Genomic DNA, 17,148 nt, shown 5'->3' on the forward strand with positions numbered 1-17,148 from the left:
GTACGCATCAACGATTCTCTGATCGGGCTGCATGCCCGGCATTTGCAGCGGGCTGTTGCGAAGGCCGCTCAATCCACACCTGCGCAATCTCCCCATGCCGCCATCCAGCCGGCATGCCGCCATCCTCTACCACCAGCTTGATCAACGCCGTGCTGTACCGGTCACCCTCAACGGTGAACATGACGGCGTAGTGCCCCTGCGGATCCTGGCGGCACTGCTCGTGCCAGCCTGACATCCGCAACAGCTCTTCCCGCGTGAACGACCGACCGCCGGCCCGATAGAACGTCGTGATGCTCGGCAACTGCGCCTTCACAGGCTCGGCGCGCTCTTGATCGGTCATCACCGCGACGGCCTGGCCTGATTCACGGCGCACCGCCATGGCGCCGGGCACGGTCCCGAACAGGTCGCGCGTCATCGCCACACCGCCGACACATCGACGAAGGACGGCCCAGCGCCGGCATAGGCATAGAGCGCCAGCGGCCGGCGCGCATGCGCTCGGCGTACATGCTCAGCCACGCGCAGAACGCCTCGGGCTGCCAGTCGCGAGCAGGTGCGCTCCACGTCGCGCAGCGTGTACGACCGCCCTCCAGCACCTGCCTGCCCACCATCGTCCGCCTTCGGCTCGCACACCAGCGCCGCGAGATCTCGCACGATCATCGGGCCGCCGTCACGCACCGCGGCCACGATGGCCTGCCCTATCGGTCCCAGTCCGCGCGGCATGGCTACGCCTCCGCCGATTCGAGCTTGACCGCGCGGCGCATCAGTCGCTCGCTCAGGTCCGCCGTGCCGCCATCGTCATACGCAACGATGGCCACGCGCTCATCGGGCCGCTGGATGTCGGCGTTGCACTGGGTGCGCCAGCGCACCACCTTGCCGGTCTTGCCGGACGGCAGACGCACGCGGTCCCCGCCCCAAATGTGAGTGACGGCCGTTACGGCATCCATTCTGTTCCCCTCAGTGCCGTTCGGCCCGTTGCTGCTTGTCGATCTCGGCGTAGCTCATGATCAAGCACGCCTCCAAGAATTTCTCGTCCGACTGGGTACGCTTCAGCAGCGCCTGCAGGAGCACTTCCCGCGATGCACCACCGCACTGCCCTTCCAGTTCAGCCTTGACCCGCCCCGCGTAGGCGTATGCCTCGCCGGTGGTCATGCAGCCTGCCTCACGTCAGGAACGCTGCGCTCAGCCAGCATCTGCTCGACCAGGGTCAGGCACGCCTGGCGCACCAGCCACTGGGTGACAGCGTGATTGCCAACGACCTGCTCGAAAGCGGCGATACGCGATGGGGGCAGTTCCAGGCGGCGCGAGCCGTTAGGAAACATCTCATCCTCGTGCAGATAGCTGCTGACGTGCTGCGCATGCAGGTCGCACGCCGCAGCCAGCATTGCCTGGGTCAGGCCCGGCCGCGCACGGCAGCGCCAGGCGAGGCGCACCACCTCTCGATAGGTGGCACACGCAGCGATCTGTGCGCTGCTGACAAGCCGTCGCGGCACAGGGGCGAATACCGGAGTCGGGCGCACATCAAGGGCCTGATTGGGCTGCATTTTCTATTTCTCGCCTTAGGGAAAATCTATCGACTAACAGCGTCACTAACAGCATCAACGCCCCAGTTACCACGATGCTCCGACCAAATCGTTCCTATGGGAAACAATGACCGCGAGAAAATCGGGGAAAAGCGTTTAAAAAACGTCTTCCAAGCCATGTCCGGAGACTTCTCCGCTTAGAAAAAAACAATTAACTAACAGCATCACTAACAGCATTGCCGTGCCGCAGAATTCTTTGCATGAACACGACGCAACGCCCGGAATGGGGCGCCCAACTCCAGCCTCGTAAACTGGCGGCTCTCACCCCTACCAGCCTTCCGATTCGAGGAGCCGAGCATGGAAAAGACAGCACAGCAGCAGTTCGACGATCTGTTGAAGAACTCGCATTTCTTCAACGACTGCATCAACAACTCGAAGCAGGCCGCCGGGTTTGTAGCTGGGCAAATCCTGGGAGCCCTGATCAAGGACGAGAGCGAACAGGTGGAAAAATTCAAGCAACTCATCCTCCACGAACTCCAGGTGGATTCAGGTCTAGGACCGAGCATAGACAGCGCGGCACGCTTGGTTCTCCATGGGATGCACCTTGGTCTGCAAACAATGCTGCATCCAGACGAGCAGACGTTGCTCTTACGGATTCGCGCAGCAGAGCGAGCTCAGGCGGCTCTTTCCACTGCGAGGCCTCGACGCAAATCAAAAATCCCCGAAGTGCGGTAAGCGTTTGGGAACGACCGAAGACGCGCGATCCTTTGCCGCGCCTATACGGCTTGCGAATAACCCCGCAAGACGGGCGTATTGCCTTCAGACGATCAATCACGTCACGCATGACTGGCCTCCTCCCGAGCACTTGTCTGATCCGCACCAGTTGGCCGCCCGAACAGCTCAGGAAAGCCCAGACGCACGCGAGACGGAATCCCACGATTTTTCCAGTTGCTGACGCGCTGGACAGCTCCCGGCCTGGAAAGAATTCCCATGAGGCTGGCCACCTTTGTCGGTCCACCAAGGCGGTCGATGACGTCAGCATCGGGATGACGAAGACCAAGATCGGCTGTGTTCATGCCGCAATTAAACACCGTGTTTATTTAAAAATCAACATGGCGTGTATCAACAGGGCGTTGACCTTGGCAACAATTCAATGATGAAACCCATGCATGTACAGATGGCACGCCTTTACGAGGCCGCCCGAGCAGCTAAGCGCTTAAGCGGGACGGCCGATCAACGCGAACTCGCTGAATTGCTGAACGTCGCTCCCCAGAACGTAAATAACTGGGAATCGCGCGGACCGTCGAAGGAAGCAATGCTTCAAGCGCAGTTTTCTTATGACGTCAATGCAACGTGGGTTGCTACCGGAAAGGGGCCTATGTTTGTAGGCGGCGCCGCCCCATCGGATTCGCTCTGGCCCTTCCACAGGGTCGATATTCGGCGAGTGCTACGGCTTGACCCACTTGAACGATCCTTCGTCGAAGGAAAGCTGGAATCAGCGATCGAAACCGCCGAAGCAAGAGTTGGCGCAGTCAAAAGCGGCGGTGCAGCCGCCTAAATCCAGGCCGAAGTGGCCTAAGTTGGTTTGGTCCGAAGGCCGATACATCAGTTAGGGAACCGATATGAAGCCAGCATGGCTTAGAGGAGTAGCCGGCGCTTTGACAGTGTGCGCAGTTGCCGTTCTAACAATCCCGTCGACTACATCAGCAGCAGCAACAAAGGAACGTAATTCCAAGGCACCTTGGAAACAGGAGCCTGATGGGTTCGTCGGAATCAAATTCGGGCAACCACTGCCGGCGACGATCCGTGATTGCCCCCGATCCAGGTTCGGCGGCGTTGCCTATGAACAGTTGGCCGGACTTGGTCTCTGCTATGGCGGACTCAGTCGAGATAGCTATGGCGAGCTTCACAACATGCCTCAGTTGGGGTTCGGTTACAACACAAACATCATGATGGACAAAGGGACTCCCGTCTCGTTCGTCCTGACCACTTCAAGTGACAATTATTCTCGGCTTCTAGAGGCGTTCACCTCAAGGTACGGCCCACCCCACAGCGTCGAGTCCAGCACGGTCCAGAGTAGGGCCGGAGCCTCGTACGACAATCACACCGCCGAATGGCTCGGGCCGAAAGTCAGAATTGTCGTCGAGAAGCGCAGCGACAGAGTCGACACATCCGAAGCTCGCATAAGCGACCGGCCCTATTGGCAAGAAGTCGCGAAGAAGTCGCGCCAGAAGGCCACTGAGGGAGCAAGTCAACTCTGAACCAGTCGAGCAGACTGAGACCAATCTCCAAACAAGCCGCCCATGGGCGGCTTTTTTTGCGCCGGAACGCTGGGCGGGCCGCTTCGGCCGAAAAGCCACGCTAAAATAAACACCATGTTGACTTATAAATAAACACCATGTTTAATTAGCCCTGTCGGTACGCGTTGCCTGAGCACCGCGCCGGCGCTGGGAGATTGAACATGTCTATGCTTAACCGGGCCCGCGCCAAGCGGCCCAACCCTCAGGCCCAAGTTGACCGCTGGAATGCCCAGGTCAACGTGGGCGACTCAGTCGAGTACGCCGAAGTCATCGGCGACCCAGTCCGGACCTTCAAGACCAAGACGCCCGCAGAGGTGCTGAGCGGCCACACGGCCGTGGTGTGGCTGGAAGGCAAAAGCGGCTGCGTCGCCATCCTGCATTGCACGCCCGTCACCAGCCCCGGCGCGCACCATCTGACCTTCGAGGGCGCAGGCGACTTCGAAGCCTTCCGCAAGGCCGAGGCATGGTGCCGCGAGAACGACGTCGCCATGGGCCGCATGGAAGGCGGCCTGCCCATCGGCCTCATGTGGGGCGCCGATCAGCATGCGATCAGCAAGTGGACCAACATGACCCGGGCCGAGCAGAACGCGTTGGACGGGCAGCTGACCGGGCACAAGCGCTACGGCCCCGTCACGGTCTGCATCACTGCGCGCCCCACCTCGCCAAGCACGCCCGGCGATTCCGCGAGCACCAGCTCCAGCAGCGGCAGCCCGCCGCCCAATCCGCCCCTCGAAGCCTGAACGCATCACCCCTGAGGCGAGGACGTCCAGCGCGCGCAAGCACGGCGAAGGGCCCGCGCTGAAACGCCTTCGCCTGAGGGGCGACGCATCCACCACATCCCTACCGGAGTTCGAGCATGAAGCCCGTTCCGACAACATCCGAGATTGCCATGGCTGCACACGACCTCGCCCGCCGCGTTGACAACGCAACTGGCTATGCCGGGCTTCTCGCGCAAAGCTCACTGCGCTCGATGCGGCACATCGCCCTCCGCCGCCGACTTGCAGGCGAAGCCGTTCACTACGCGGAGTACGAGCCGGAGCTGGAGCGTTTGCGCGCGACTCAGTTGCTCGTCAACTTCTTGCAACCGGACGGCGACGCAGCGCTGCAGCTGCAAGCTGCGATCAACGAGATCAGATTCCTGGCCCGCCGCTCGCGGGAAGTGGTCTTGGAGGCATGGTCATGAAGCGGGCCATTGCAATGGCAGCCGCATGCAGCTGCCTGGTCTTGATCGTGGCCGGGCTGTTCGCCTGGGCCCAGATTGTCACCCGGAATGACGACCGCCTGTTTCACGTCGACGACGAGAAGCGCATGACCATGCTGGCCCGCGCCTGCGGCAAGAACAGCGAGCTATGGGCGCAACCACAGTCCGGTCGCTACGCCTGCGCATACCAGACCCCGCACGGCCAGGTCGCCCTGGACGTTATCCCTGAATCGTTGGTGCTGCTGACCTCGTCGAGGTAACCCATGACCGACCGGATCGAACCCACCCGCGCCCAGCTTGAGCAGGTTCTGCACGAGTCCCGCTGCAAGGTCGATCTGGATACGGCCCTGAAGGACCCGACGCTGCGCAAGTGCCTGATCAACGGCGCCGAAGCGCTGGCCCGCAAGCATCAAACCGCTGAAACCGACCGCCTCCGGCGGTTCGTTGGCAAGGCCGACTGGCGCGCACGCGCGGCCGGCGACAGCTGATCCCCCTCCCCTCCCTATAGGAAATCGACGATGTCTCTCGCACCGTTCTCCCAGACGTTGGACCGCCTGCGCGGCGGCGAATGCGCCGACGTGGCCGCCGCGCGGCTTGCCGAAATCGTGAAGGCCGTGGAATCCACTGGCAAGCCCGGCACCCTCACGGTGCAAATCACCGTGAAGAAGCTCAGCCGCAGCGGCGCCCTGGAGCTGATCGACAAGGTCACCGCGAAGATCCCCGAAGAGCAGCAGTCCACCACGCTGCTCTTCTCCACCCCCGAGGGCAACCTGATCTCCAGCGATGGGCGCCAGGGTGCGCTCGACCTGCAGAAGCCGGACGCCCTTCCCACCGCTGCCAACGCCGTGCGTCTGGTGGCTGGAGCACAAGCCCAATGAACCACCCGCAACAGCCCAACATCGCCGAGTCCGTCGAGGCGATCGCACGCAAGCCGTTTCCGATCCTGGAGATGGGCAAGCACAACCTGATCGCAGTGCCCAGCGGCTACACGCTGGAAACCGACGAGAAGCTGCTGCCCCTCCAGCAGACGCCTTCCCGCAAGCGCGGCAAGGTGGTCACGCAGACACTGGAATCCTTCTGCGAGTACGTGAACTTCCACAAGACGCCGCAGACGGTGATCTATGCGGTCGTGAGCCGCGACAATGCCGCGCAGCCGCTGGTGCTGACGGCGGTCTTCAACGACCACCTGCAGGGTGTGGACATGTCCGGCGACTTCGCCGGATGGCAGGACTTCTCGGCCGTGCTCGCCCCGCGCCCGAGCCACGAATGGCTGCTCTGGAGCAAGAACAACAGCCAAGCCCTGGGACAGGCCGCGTTCGCCGAGTTCATCGACGACAACCTGAAGGACATCGCAGACGTCGAAGGCCATCCCACCGGCGCAATGATGTTGCAGATGGCCATCAACATGGAAATCACGCAGGACAAGAAGATTCGCGCCAGCACGCGGGTCCAAAGCGGCGGCGTGTCCATCGAGTACGTCGAGAACGACAACGCCGAAACGGCGGCGCGCATGGAAGCATTCGACCGCTTCACCCTGGGCATCCCGGCCTTCTGGCGCGGCTTGGCGTACCAGCTGGACGCCCGTCTGCGCTATCGCGTGCGCGAGGGCAAGCTGACGATCTGGTACGACCTGGTGCGTCCGGATCTGGTGATCGACGCCGCGGTCGACGCGATGGCGGAGCAGGCCACCAAGGAAACCGGCGTGCCGCTCGTGTTCGGGTCGATCGCGAAATGATGCCCACCACCGGCCCCTTCATGCCGGTGGGCCTTGCCGGACGCGCTGGCGCCGGCAAGGACACCTGCGCGGACGTACTGACACACACGCACGGCTTCGCCCGCATCGCGTTCGCGGACGCGGTGCGCGTCGAACTGGCGCACTCCTTCGGCGTCGACATCCGCCTGTTCATCGAACGCACCCACAAGGAGACGCCGACGAACGAGCTGCGCGTCAGCCGCTGCAACGAGCCGCTCTTCATAGACCTGGCACGGGCCCTCGGCTACTCGGGCGACACGTCGCTGAGCCCGCGCCTGGCCATGCGCCTGTGGGCCACGGAGTTCCGCCGCAGCCACTTCGGCGACGACTACTGGGTGCGTCAGGCCCACGAGACGTATGAGCAGGCCATCCGGCATGGCTGGCGCCGGGTGGTGTTCACGGATCTTCGGCACCTCGTCGAGGCCGCGTACCTCCACCAGCTGGGCGGCGAGATCTGGCGGGTCCGCCGCAGCAGCACGGACAGCGTGCCGGCGACGCACGACAGCGAACGCGAAGTCGAGCTGATTCTGCCGGACCGCGAGATCTGCAACGAGGGCAGCCTGACGGACCTGGCCGGCGCCGCTCACACCACCTATCTGACCGCGAAGGTACTGCGGGCCAGCCACGAGCATTTCCTGGGCGCGGCGGAAAGCCAGCCCGCAACTCAACCCAACTGAGGCGCATATGGCGATCAGTATCGAATTCTCCCTGCCGATGATGAACGGCAACGTCAAGGCAGCAATGGCGGCGGCTGGCGCGAAGTCCGCCGACGGCTGGAAAGTGCCGCGCGATCGGATCGTGGTCATGCCCGGGTTCAACGTCCGAGACAAGGACAGCGAGCTTTACAAGGCGAACGTCCGGACGATCGCCAACTCCATCAAGGCCGAAGGCTTCTATCCGCACAAGCCCATGTCCGGCTTCGTGCGCAAGCGCGAGGACGGCACCGAAGAGATCTGCGTGACCGACGGGCATACCCGCCTGGATGGATACGATTTGGCGGTCTCCGAAGGCTACGACGGGGACAACAAGCTGCCGATGGCCATCCACCCGCGCGGCACCAACCTCGAAGACATGAATGTCGGGCTCTACAAGAGCAACACCGGCTCGCCGCTGCAGCCGCTGGAACTGGCCGCGCTATGCAAGCGGCTGATCCAGGGCGGGCGCGACGAGGCGGAAGTGGCCAAGCGTCTGGACCTGGACGTCGGGTACGTCCGCGACCTGCTGGACCTGATCGCAGCCCCGGCCGACGTGCGAGATCCGATTCGCAACGGCTTGGTCGCAGCGACCACGGCACGCAAGGTTCTGAAAACGCACGGGGCGAACGCTGGCGCAGTTCTGGCCGACGGGATTGCCAAGGCGAAGAGCGAAGGCAAGACACGGGCCACGCCGAAACACATGGCGAAGGCGCAGAAGTCTGAGCAGCGCACGCCCAAGAAAGAAGCACCCACGGCCGGCCAGCCGCCAGAGGCGAAACAAGCCGCCACGTCGGCGCCCGTCGCCGACAGCAGCACGTCTAGCCTGATCGCCCTCCTGTCCGCACAGCAGGCATTCTCGCTGGCCACGTTCGGGCCCGGCCCCCGTGCCGCCAGTCTGATCGCCCATCTTCGCAAGGAACTCTGGGACGCCGAGACCAGTCCGGACAGCACCGAGGCATGGATTGACCTCGTGCTGCTGGGCCTGGATGGCGCCCTGCGATCGGCGGGTGGCCGCACGCCCGAACAGGTGGCTGACGCGCTCGTGGCGAAGCTCGGGATCAACAAGACGCGGGTGTGGCCCGACTGGCGGTCCGTGCCAGATGGCACGCCCATCGAACACATCCGCGAAAACGAAATGCCCGAGGTGCAGCCATGAGAAAGGGCCACCACCGCCGCGCACGCCGCCAGTCGGCCATGCTCAAGCGAATCCCGATCACCGCGCCCCTGCGTGATGAGCTGGCCATGGTGCTACACACGTCGCTGCGCAGCCTGGACACCCAGCCGACCACCGACGCCTTCAACAACCTGGCCGGCCTGTTCAACACGGTAGGACTGGCGCTGAAGAATGACCGCCGCCACACGGCCGAGGCCTCGACGATCAACCTGGGCGCCGGTGCGCTGATCGCGGTCATGGACCGCGTGGCCGCAGGCGAGTCGCCGACGGCTGACGAGAGCGCAATCATCCGCGCGGCGATCAACACCATCGACGGCCTGCTGGGCAAGCTGAACGCATCCGATCTCTACGTGGCGATGCGGCAGCTGGAGTACATGACGGAGCAGGAAGCGGAGGCGCTGGCATGCTGACCCCGCAACTCGTCCTGAGCATCGCCGCCAAGCTGGTGGTGGATATCTTCGCTGGCGGTGGCGGTTGGTCGACGGCGTACGAGCAGGCCACCGGCCAGCACGTCCACATCGCCATCAACCACAATCCGAACGCCTTGAGCATGCACGAGGTGAATCACCCGCAGGCGAAGCACCTGATCGCTGACGTGCGCGAAGTGTGCCCGCGCCAGGCGACTGGGGGCATCCCTGTCGGCTGGTTGCATCTATCGCCGGACTGCACCGATCACAGCCAGGCTAAGGGCGGCCAGCCACGCGACGCGAACGTGCGAGCCCTGGCCTGGGTGACCGTGCGCTGGTCCGGCACCGTGCGGCCGGACATCATCAGCCTGGAGAACGTCGTCCAGATCCTGAAGTGGGGCCGTCTGATCGCCAAGCGAGACCCGGCCACCGGCCGCGTTGTCACGCTGGACATGGTGATGGATCCGAATACCCAGAAGATGGTGCATCGCGTGGCCGATCCCGGCGAGCGCGTGCCGGTGCAGAACCAGTACCTCGTGCCCGACCCGAAAGGCCTGGGCCGCCACTGGGACAGGCTGGTTGCCATTCTGCGGAGCCAGGGCTACACGGTCGAATGGCGCGAACTGAACGCGGCAGACTTCGGCGCGGGCACCACCCGCACCCGCCTGTTCATGATGGCCCGCCGCGACGGCCTGCCCATCGTCTGGCCGCAGGCTACGCACCACAAGAAGCCCACGAAGGGCCAGCGCGGGTGGCGCCCGGCCGCCGACGGTATCGACTGGAGCATTGAAGGCAACTCGATCTTCGGCCGCAAGAAGGAACTGGCGGACGCCACGATGCGCCGCATCGCGCGCGGCATGGATCGATACGTCCTGAACAGCGCAGCCCCGTTCATCGTGCCCATCGCCAATTGGAGTCGCGACGGGTCCCATGCTGCAAGCCAGCCCATCAGCACCATCACGGCGAAGCCTCGCGGCGGTGCGCATGCGGTGGTGTCGCCTGCTCTGGTGCCCGCCACGCACCATGGCGCAGATCGCGCCTATGACCCCCGAGAGCCCGCCAGGACGATCACTGCCGCTCACCGCGGCGAGTTCATGCTGTCGGCGCCCGTCCTGGTGCAGGCTGGCTATGGCGAGCGCGAAGGGCAAGCCCCGCGGTCACTGAACCTGCAGCAACCGCTAGGCACCGTCACCGCAGGCGGCATCAAGCACGCGCTGGCGTCAGGCTGCCTTGTTCAAGCATCCCATGGCGAAGGCAAACCGGGAGGCGCGAAGCGATGGGGCACGGGGGCACGCAGCGCCCAGGAACCGGCAGGAACGTTCGCGGCAGGCAGCGCCACGTTCGCCGCGGCCACCGCGTTCATGGTGCAGGCGAACGGCGGCTACAACGCCACGCCCGCGCACGATCTGCGCCGCTCCGCGTCGACCATCACCAACACCGGCAGCCAGCAGCAACTGATCACCGCGCACGTGAGCACGCTGCGCCGCCACAGTACCGGCACCGAGGCTGATGGGCCGGTGGCCGGGATCTCGGCAGGCGGCCAACACCACGGCCTTGTGGCCGCCCATCTGACCGCCATGAGCCAGAACGTCACGGGCTCAGATCCGCGCGATCCCGCGCAGACGATCCTCGCCGGCGCAGCAAGGTACGGCCTGGTCGAGTACGACCTGGCGCCCGAGGACGAGGCCGGCGCCCTGCGCGTGGCCGCGTTCCTGATGCGCTACTACGGCGAGGGCGGCCAATGGGGCGACCTCCGCGAGCCCGCCAGCACGCTCACCACCCGCGACCGCCTAGCGTTGGTCACTGTCCACATCCAGGGCACACCTTACGTGATCGTGGATATCCGCCTGCGCATGCTGACGCCGGCCGAACTCTACGACCTGCAGGGCTTCCCCAAGGGTTACACGATCACCCACGGTCACGACGGGCGCGCGTTCACCAAGTCACAGCAGGTGCACATGGTGGGCAACAGCGTCAGCCCTCCCCCAGCCATCGCCCTGATCGCCGCCAACGCGCCGCGGGAATTGCTCCTGAGGAAAGCGGCATGACGGATCAAGATTTGACCGCACGCGCATTCAGGATCGCCGACGAGGCCATGGTCGAACTGTTGCTGGGGTACGGGGCCACGGAGGGCGCCGCAAGCGAACTGGTGGCGCATGGCGGACCAATCGGCCTGGTCAACGTCGTGAACTCGCACGTCACCGAACTCATGGAGGCCGCCCCGGAGATCCTGGAGGCATTCGACTGGCTGCAGTTGCGCGGCCGCGCCGAACTGCAAGCCACCGACAGCGGCATCCAGTTCATCTATCTCAGGCCCGACGCACGAAAGGAGATGCATTGATGGACGCTATCGCATGGATGGCCGCGCAGGCTATTTCCCCCAGCGGGGCAGCGAAGGCCGCGCCGGTTGCTCGGCGCATCAGCCGCCGGCCGCCACCGCTCGTTCAGCGCCTGGATGGAAGCACGATCAGCGTGCCAGCCGCCCAGGCCGAGCTGCGGGAGGGCGTGCTGTCGGTTCTTCGCCAACACGGCGCCAGGAAGATCGTCGATATCCGCGCCCTCTTAAGCACTAGCTTCTTTGTCGCAGACAATGCGCGCGGCCAGGCATCAGAGGTAGCCGGCGCACTTCGGGCGCTTTACAAGACTGGCGCCGTCACCCGCACTGACACGATGCCGTACGAGTGGACCGCAGCAACCGCGAGCGAGCAGAAGAGCACTGGAGACCAACAGAAATGACGAACGAGAACAAGCCGGCATTGCCGGAATCTGTACAGCGCCTGCTGGGCGCGGGCGACTGCGTCGAATCGCGCGACCTGTATGCATGGCTGAACGACGCCCTCCAGGCCCAGGCCAGCGGGCAGGCGGTACCGAGCCTGTACGTCTGGTGGTCCGACGACGGCGAACGCATCCGGGCGTTCAGCCGAGGCGGCGCCCAGGTCAAGCGATTGCGTGAGCAGATCGGCCGGGAGCCGGACGTATTCGTCTCCCCGGCAGCGGCGCAGAAGGCTGAGCCGAGCGACGGTCATATCGTTGCACTGAAGATCCTGCGCGAGAGCTACAACCCTGGCCATGGGCCAGTGAGCGCGCTCAGAGCCGCCGCGTTGGATGCCGCCATTGCTGCCCTTTCCCGCTACGGTGCGCAGCCTGCCGCCGATCATTCCAATCTGCTGCGCCGCTGGCTGGATTTCGGCACCGGGCAGCGACTCGCTCGCCACTTGGTCGCCGATACGCAGGCTGTACTGGCGGCGCAGCCTGCCGCGAGCGCGGAGCCGGTGCGGGCTGCGGCTGAATCCCTCATGGCCGCGTATCGAGCGAAGTACCGCAGGGGAATCGGCCTCATCAAACTGAACGCCCCGCTACTGGATGAATTCAAGGCATTGTCCACGGCGCTCCACGTTACCCCCGTTGCCCCCGTTACCGCCCAGGCACCGCAGCCCGTCTACCTGGGTGCGACGATCGCCGATCGCCTGGACAGCATGGCGGACGATCAGCCGGCCGGATCGCAGGCGCAGAGCGACCTGTTCGCAGCAGCGACGGTGTGGCGCAAGCATGTGGCAGGACCGGGTGCCCAGGCACCGCAGGACGAGCGGGCGGAATTTGAGGCTTGGGCCAGGACTCAGTCCGAGACGTGGCTGATTGTCGGCGGCCTGACCTGGAGCCCCGGCACCAACGACTACGCCAGCGCACGCACCAACGCCGCATGGGCCGCATGGCAGGTTCGCGCCGCCCAGGCACCGGCCTCCTTCCAGGCCCGCGTGCAGCCCTGGATGATGGAGTGCTTCGGCGCCGAGATCTCAGCCGACCGTGAGGAGCGCAATCACCGCTTCTTGGAGGAAGCGCTGGAGCTGGTGCAGGCGTGCGGCTGCACGGCCACTGAGGCGCATCAACTGGTCGATTACGTTTTTGGCCGTCCGGTAGGCGAGCCAGCCCAGGAAACCGGCGGCGTGATGGTGACGCTGGCCGCGCTCTGCTTGGCGAATGGTCTGGATATGTACGAGGCCGGCGAACGCGAGCTGGCCCGCATCAGCGTGCCGGAGACGGTCGCCAAGATCCGCGCCAAGCAGGCAGCGAAGCCTCGGCACTCGCCGCTGCCCCAGGCACCGGCCGCCGCTGGGGATGCGCTGACGCAGGCCGCGCGCGATGTGCTGGCCGAGCGCCAGCACCAGGTCGAGATCGGCTACGACGCCGCCCACGATGACGAGCACGTCAACGACGAGATCGCGGCCCTGGCCACGCTCTACATGATGCCGCCCGCCGCACGCCAGTGGCCGGCCACGGAAACGGGGTACGGCGATACCTGGGGCCGCGCCATCGTGCCCGAAGGCTGGCACGCCGAGCACAACCAGCCGCGCCGCAAGGAACTCGTCATGGCCGTAGCGATGGGTCTGGCCGAGATCGAGCGCCTGGACCGCGCCGCCATGTCCACCGGGCGGGAGGTGCAGCCATGAACAGGAGATACCAAGGCCCCGGTTTCGCCCCTGGCTACAGCGTTGCCGTTGAACAGGCGGGCGATGCGGTGTACGCCGCCAAACGGGCGCTGCTAGATACGCTGAAACAGTCATACCCGCTGGACGCTGATGTCCACGTATTCCACCATCGCGGCGAGTTCTACGGCGTGGTCACGGGATGGGATGCGGACGGCTCACGGGTCGTTGTCCGAAACAGTGCGTCGGGGAAGACCTCCAAGTGGTGGTCTGCGCAGGTTGAACTGTGCGACGTGGCCGCCGGGCGGGAGGGGTGAGCCATGAGCAACTATCTGATCCCTCACCCGCCGGCCAGCATCGAGCAGATGCAGCAGGCAGTCATCGGTTGGCGCACCGCCGCCGCCCACGAACGATTCCGCATCGAGCACGGCCTCTGCTGTGGCAGCACGACGACTGCCAGCCACAACGCTGCGCTCTACGAAGAAACGGCCAACGGAATCGAACGCGAGATTCAGGCGCGCATCGCGAGCGAAGCGTCCCCGCAGCGACAGCTGTTCGACACACCGGAGACATCCCATGCCTGAAGACATCAAGCTGCCAGAAAGTGACTGGCATGCCGTTTTCCACGGCGCCGCCCTGTACGGGGTCTATTACAGCCCGGCTGAGGCTCAGGCGGTAGTCGACGTGGTGCCGCTGGCATCCGGCCCGGTTGCCATGTACACCGCCGACCAGGTGCGCGCCGCCGTCCTCGCTGATAGGGAGGAGCGGCAGCAGTGGCAGCCCATCGAGACAGCGCCGGCCGGCTTGCGCATCCTACTGGGGCCGCGCGAGGCTCCGGTGGCCGGGATGGTCAAGCACTACGAGGACGGCACGTGCGCCAACGTCGTCCACTACAACGGCTCGGTCCTGGTGGCGGACTATCACTGCACCGAATGGTCGCCGCTACCCGCAGGTGCCCAGCGCCAGGTCGCAGGCGCGGTGCGCGAGCCCGTGAACGGTGACGGCTGGAAAGTGGTGTGGTGGAACGAAAGCATGCGCCTGTTGCTGCCGGACGGATATCGACTGGATCACTGGAACGGCTATCGGAACGGCACCAAACAGCTGACGATCAAGGCCGACGCCCAGCGCGCCAAGGGGGATGCATGAAAGAGCGCCCTATTCTGTTCAGCGGCCCGATGGTTCGCGCCCTGCTGGCCGGCACGAAGACGCAGACGCGGCGGATCGCCAAGGACGTGCGGCACCCCGACCTGGGCAACGTGTATTCGCCTGGCGCCCTGGTGCTGGAGCGCGAGCCGCAGCACGTCATTGAACGCTCATGCCCCTATGGCCAACCCGGCGACCGTCTATGGGTCCGCGAGTCGTACCGCTTCGCCGCAAGCCTGGACGGCCTGGCCCCAAACGCCGTGGGCGAGACGGCACTTGATGCCGGCTATCGCACGCCGTGGGCACCTACGCAGTTCGAGGCCGACGGCGCACGCGCGGGCGCATGGCATGGGTTCGACACGCTGCCGATAGTGACGGTACCCGGCAAGCTGCGCCCTGCCATTCACATGCCGCGCTGGGCCTGCCGCATCATGCTGGAGATTACCGGCGTGCGCGTGGCGCGACTGCAGACCATCAGCGAGGCCGACGCACGCGCCGAGGGCGTCATTGTGGAGGAGTGCCACAAGATCGGGTACTGCGCCGGCGCTGACCGGCCGCCAGCTATCCGGGCATTCCGCGAGTTGTGGGAATCGATCAACGGCGCTGAGTCGTGGCAAGCCAACCCCTGGGTGTGGGCGGTCGAGTTCAAGCGAACCGACGGGCAGCGCCCCAGGAGGAGAAGCCATGATTGACCTCTCTCGCTTTGTTCGATGTGAGATCGTCGAGAACGGGCCGCGATACCTCGTCGGGCCCGGAGACCGCCGCGCCGGCCAATTCGGCCAGGTCATAGCCATCATCGCTCTGAGGCACGCTGGCGGCTATGAGGTCGTGCTGCAACTGGACAGCGGCAAGCAAGACACGTTCGCGCCAATGCAGTTGCTGCCCGACCTTCGCGCTCGCCAGCAGGAGGAGGGAGGATGCGATGGATAAGCGCTGCTATAGCACGCAGGAGGCGCAGCAGTACCTCGGCGTCCGCCGTCGCTTCTTTGAAACCAAGCTGGCCCCCCTACTCACTGGGAAAGGCGTTCGCGCCGGCACATCGGTCGTGTACGAGCGGACTGATATCGACGAAGCCTGGGACCGATATAAACTCGCGGCGGGAGTTGAGCAGCCCGCGGATAAGGAAATTCCATGGGAAGTTCAACAAAAACGCGCACACAGGGCGTCTACACCTGCAAGGACGGAACGTACGAGGTCGATGCCTGGTACCGGAAGGAGCGCATTCGCCGACGCGGTTTCACGCGGCTCGCAGACGCGGAAAGCTACCTGATCGACCGGAAAGCAGCGATCGCGAGGGGCACCCAGGCCGGGACCAGGCCAAGGGTGACACTCGACGAGGCGGCTGCGAACCATCTAGACCTGAAAGTCGACAAGCCGAGCTGGGAAACTGACAAATACCTGCTTGAGCCTGTCGTGGAGTTGTGCGGCTCTTTATACCTGGATGAAGTGAACGATGCGACCCTAAAACCGTTCGTGGATCTGCGACGCGCGGCAGGCCTCAAATCGAACACCATCAACGAAGCAATCGGAATTGTCCAAACCATCTGCAACCGAGCGGCTGGCGAATGGCGGTGGCCGAACAACATGACATGGCTGGAAGTCGCCCCGAAGCTCACGAAGCTGGAGGTTACCGATGCGCGCCCGCCTCGCCCTATATCGTGGGACGAACAGCGTCTACAGCTAATGCCGAGGTTGCCTGGTCATCTTTGCCGGATGGCGCTTTTCGACCTGAATACGGGGCTGCGCGAAGAACCGTTGTGCCAACTGCGCTGGGATTGGGAGGCCAGGGTCATTTTGCGGCCAGGTTTGGCCGTCTCAGTCTTCGTGGTACCCCGGCGCTACGTGAAGGGCCGCAAGCGGGAACGCATCGTCGTTTGCAACTCAGTCGCGCAATCGGTTGTGGACAGTCAACGGGGGCTGCATCCGGAGCGGGTATTCACCTACTCCAGATCAGTAAAAAACCCGAAACACCGCCCCGTCAACTCGATGAACAACACGGCCTGGCAGAAGGCACGGACCAAGGCCGGGCTGGGGGACCTACACGTGCATGACCTACGGCATACCGTGGGGATGCGCCTGCGCGAGGCCGGTGTAAGTGAGCGAACACAGGACGAAATCCTGTGGCATTCGAAGGGAAACGGCATGACGTCGCACTATGCCGTCGCCCAGCTGGGCGAGCTCTACGATGCATTGGAACTGATCGCAAAACCCAGCATTGCTGGGGAATCGTTGAACCTGCACGCCCTGGTCCGCAGTATGCAGATCCAGGCGGCGGTCCCCCACGAGTCCCCCGCACAAAGAAAAGCGGCCTAACGGGGGCAACCGTTAGACCGCTCAAGGTACTGATATACAACTGAAATTCTGGCGCGCCCGAAGAGATTCGAACTCCTGACCCCTTGGTTCGTAGCCAAGTACTCTATCCAGCTGAGCTACGGGCGCTTTGTGAAGAGGCGAAATTATAGCAGCGTTTTTTGGTTTGTCCAATGATTCGTCATGCTACGGAAAAAATAGTCCGGCATGCGCTGCATTCG

At 64.3% G+C, this 17,148-nt stretch carries 26 protein-coding genes and 1 tRNA gene; 21 read left to right on the forward strand and 6 right to left on the reverse strand.

Going from position 1 to position 17,148, the window contains the following annotated elements:
• Positions 1–7 precede the first annotated feature (7 nt).
• From A7W11_RS25805 to A7W11_RS25825, 5 genes are read right to left on the reverse strand one after another with little or no spacing between them, the layout of a single operon-like run.
• Complete coding sequence (locus tag A7W11_RS25805) at positions 8–415, reverse strand: hypothetical protein (RefSeq protein WP_066420935.1); 408 nt, start codon at positions 413–415, stop codon at positions 8–10.
• A complete protein-coding gene (locus tag A7W11_RS25810; RefSeq protein WP_066420937.1) occupies positions 412–720 on the reverse strand; it encodes a hypothetical protein in 309 nt (102 codons plus the stop codon). Before A7W11_RS25810 ends, A7W11_RS25805 begins: the two co-directional genes overlap by 4 nt.
• A 2-nt stretch (positions 721–722) precedes the next feature.
• Complete coding sequence (locus A7W11_RS25815; RefSeq protein ID WP_066420939.1) at positions 723–944, reverse strand: hypothetical protein; 222 nt, start codon at positions 942–944, stop codon at positions 723–725.
• Positions 945–954: 10 nt separating this feature from the next.
• Complete coding sequence (locus A7W11_RS25820; protein ID WP_066420942.1) at positions 955–1,149, reverse strand: hypothetical protein; 195 nt, start codon at positions 1,147–1,149, stop codon at positions 955–957.
• Entirely contained in the window at positions 1,146–1,541 is a 396-nt protein-coding gene (locus A7W11_RS25825; RefSeq protein ID WP_066420944.1) for a hypothetical protein, read from the reverse strand. The genes A7W11_RS25820 and A7W11_RS25825 overlap by 4 nt, the downstream gene beginning before the upstream one ends.
• Positions 1,542–1,877: 336 nt before the next feature.
• Between A7W11_RS25825 and A7W11_RS25830 the strand changes: the two genes are divergently transcribed.
• The 21 genes from A7W11_RS25830 (at position 1,878) to A7W11_RS25930 (ending at position 16,930) form a co-directional block, all read left to right on the forward strand.
• Entirely contained in the window at positions 1,878–2,255 is a 378-nt protein-coding gene (locus A7W11_RS25830; protein ID WP_066420946.1) for a hypothetical protein, read from the forward strand.
• A gap of 418 nt (positions 2,256–2,673) precedes the next feature.
• Entirely contained in the window at positions 2,674–3,078 is a 405-nt protein-coding gene (locus tag A7W11_RS27740; RefSeq protein ID WP_082887485.1) for a helix-turn-helix domain-containing protein, read from the forward strand.
• A gap of 903 nt (positions 3,079–3,981) precedes the next feature.
• A complete protein-coding gene (locus A7W11_RS28620; protein ID WP_218188631.1) occupies positions 3,982–4,560 on the forward strand; it encodes a hypothetical protein in 579 nt (192 codons plus the stop codon).
• A gap of 116 nt (positions 4,561–4,676) precedes the next feature.
• Entirely contained in the window at positions 4,677–5,003 is a 327-nt protein-coding gene (locus A7W11_RS25845; RefSeq protein WP_066420953.1) for a hypothetical protein, read from the forward strand.
• Positions 5,000–5,281, forward strand: coding sequence for a hypothetical protein (locus A7W11_RS25850; protein ID WP_066420956.1), 282 nt, complete (start codon positions 5,000–5,002; stop codon positions 5,279–5,281). The genes A7W11_RS25845 and A7W11_RS25850 overlap by 4 nt, the downstream gene beginning before the upstream one ends.
• A gap of 3 nt (positions 5,282–5,284) precedes the next feature.
• Positions 5,285–5,509: a hypothetical protein gene (locus A7W11_RS25855; RefSeq protein WP_066420958.1), complete on the forward strand. Its 225-nt coding sequence runs from the start codon at positions 5,285–5,287 to the stop codon at positions 5,507–5,509.
• 30 nt (positions 5,510–5,539) lie between these two features.
• The gene (locus A7W11_RS28325; protein ID WP_162270312.1) at positions 5,540–5,899 is read left to right on the forward strand and encodes a hypothetical protein; all 360 of its coding nucleotides are present in this window, start codon (positions 5,540–5,542) and stop codon (positions 5,897–5,899) included.
• Positions 5,896–6,756 carry a DUF2303 family protein gene (locus tag A7W11_RS25865; RefSeq protein ID WP_066420963.1) on the forward strand — a complete coding sequence of 287 codons (861 nt, stop codon included), beginning with the start codon at positions 5,896–5,898 and terminating at the stop codon, positions 6,754–6,756. The genes A7W11_RS28325 and A7W11_RS25865 overlap by 4 nt, the downstream gene beginning before the upstream one ends.
• A complete protein-coding gene (locus A7W11_RS25870) occupies positions 6,753–7,451 on the forward strand; it encodes a deoxynucleotide monophosphate kinase family protein (protein ID WP_066420965.1) in 699 nt (232 codons plus the stop codon). The genes A7W11_RS25865 and A7W11_RS25870 overlap by 4 nt, the downstream gene beginning before the upstream one ends.
• A 7-nt stretch (positions 7,452–7,458) precedes the next feature.
• The gene (locus tag A7W11_RS28625; protein WP_066420967.1) at positions 7,459–8,625 is read left to right on the forward strand and encodes a dATP/dGTP pyrophosphohydrolase domain-containing protein; all 1,167 of its coding nucleotides are present in this window, start codon (positions 7,459–7,461) and stop codon (positions 8,623–8,625) included.
• Positions 8,622–9,053, forward strand: coding sequence for a hypothetical protein (locus tag A7W11_RS25880; RefSeq protein WP_066420969.1), 432 nt, complete (start codon positions 8,622–8,624; stop codon positions 9,051–9,053). The genes A7W11_RS28625 and A7W11_RS25880 overlap by 4 nt, the downstream gene beginning before the upstream one ends.
• A complete protein-coding gene (locus A7W11_RS25885; RefSeq protein ID WP_066420970.1) occupies positions 9,047–11,098 on the forward strand; it encodes a DNA cytosine methyltransferase in 2,052 nt (683 codons plus the stop codon). Before A7W11_RS25880 ends, A7W11_RS25885 begins: the two co-directional genes overlap by 7 nt.
• The gene (locus A7W11_RS25890) at positions 11,095–11,391 is read left to right on the forward strand and encodes a hypothetical protein (protein WP_066420971.1); all 297 of its coding nucleotides are present in this window, start codon (positions 11,095–11,097) and stop codon (positions 11,389–11,391) included. The genes A7W11_RS25885 and A7W11_RS25890 overlap by 4 nt, the downstream gene beginning before the upstream one ends.
• Positions 11,391–11,786: a hypothetical protein gene (locus A7W11_RS25895; protein ID WP_066420972.1), complete on the forward strand. Its 396-nt coding sequence runs from the start codon at positions 11,391–11,393 to the stop codon at positions 11,784–11,786. Before A7W11_RS25890 ends, A7W11_RS25895 begins: the two co-directional genes overlap by 1 nt.
• A complete protein-coding gene (locus A7W11_RS28630) occupies positions 11,783–13,498 on the forward strand; it encodes a hypothetical protein (RefSeq protein ID WP_218188632.1) in 1,716 nt (571 codons plus the stop codon). The genes A7W11_RS25895 and A7W11_RS28630 overlap by 4 nt, the downstream gene beginning before the upstream one ends.
• Entirely contained in the window at positions 13,495–13,791 is a 297-nt protein-coding gene (locus tag A7W11_RS25905; protein ID WP_066420973.1) for a hypothetical protein, read from the forward strand. Before A7W11_RS28630 ends, A7W11_RS25905 begins: the two co-directional genes overlap by 4 nt.
• Positions 13,792–13,794: 3 nt before the next feature.
• Entirely contained in the window at positions 13,795–14,058 is a 264-nt protein-coding gene (locus A7W11_RS25910; protein ID WP_066420976.1) for a hypothetical protein, read from the forward strand.
• A complete protein-coding gene (locus A7W11_RS25915; protein WP_066420978.1) occupies positions 14,051–14,620 on the forward strand; it encodes a hypothetical protein in 570 nt (189 codons plus the stop codon). The genes A7W11_RS25910 and A7W11_RS25915 overlap by 8 nt, the downstream gene beginning before the upstream one ends.
• A complete protein-coding gene (locus tag A7W11_RS25920; RefSeq protein WP_066420980.1) occupies positions 14,617–15,309 on the forward strand; it encodes a hypothetical protein in 693 nt (230 codons plus the stop codon). The genes A7W11_RS25915 and A7W11_RS25920 overlap by 4 nt, the downstream gene beginning before the upstream one ends.
• Positions 15,302–15,547, forward strand: coding sequence for a hypothetical protein (locus tag A7W11_RS25925; RefSeq protein WP_066420982.1), 246 nt, complete (start codon positions 15,302–15,304; stop codon positions 15,545–15,547). Before A7W11_RS25920 ends, A7W11_RS25925 begins: the two co-directional genes overlap by 8 nt.
• A gap of 201 nt (positions 15,548–15,748) precedes the next feature.
• A complete protein-coding gene (locus A7W11_RS25930; RefSeq protein ID WP_066420984.1) occupies positions 15,749–16,930 on the forward strand; it encodes a tyrosine-type recombinase/integrase in 1,182 nt (393 codons plus the stop codon).
• A 49-nt stretch (positions 16,931–16,979) separates the two neighbouring features.
• Here A7W11_RS25930 and A7W11_RS25935 read toward each other — a convergent pair.
• Positions 16,980–17,056: transfer RNA gene (locus A7W11_RS25935), tRNA-Arg, on the reverse strand.
• Positions 17,057–17,148: the final 92 nt, after the last annotated feature.

It is taken from the genome of Bordetella ansorpii (assembly GCF_900078315.1).
GTDB classification, from domain to species: domain Bacteria; phylum Pseudomonadota; class Gammaproteobacteria; order Burkholderiales; family Burkholderiaceae_B; genus Bordetella; species Bordetella ansorpii.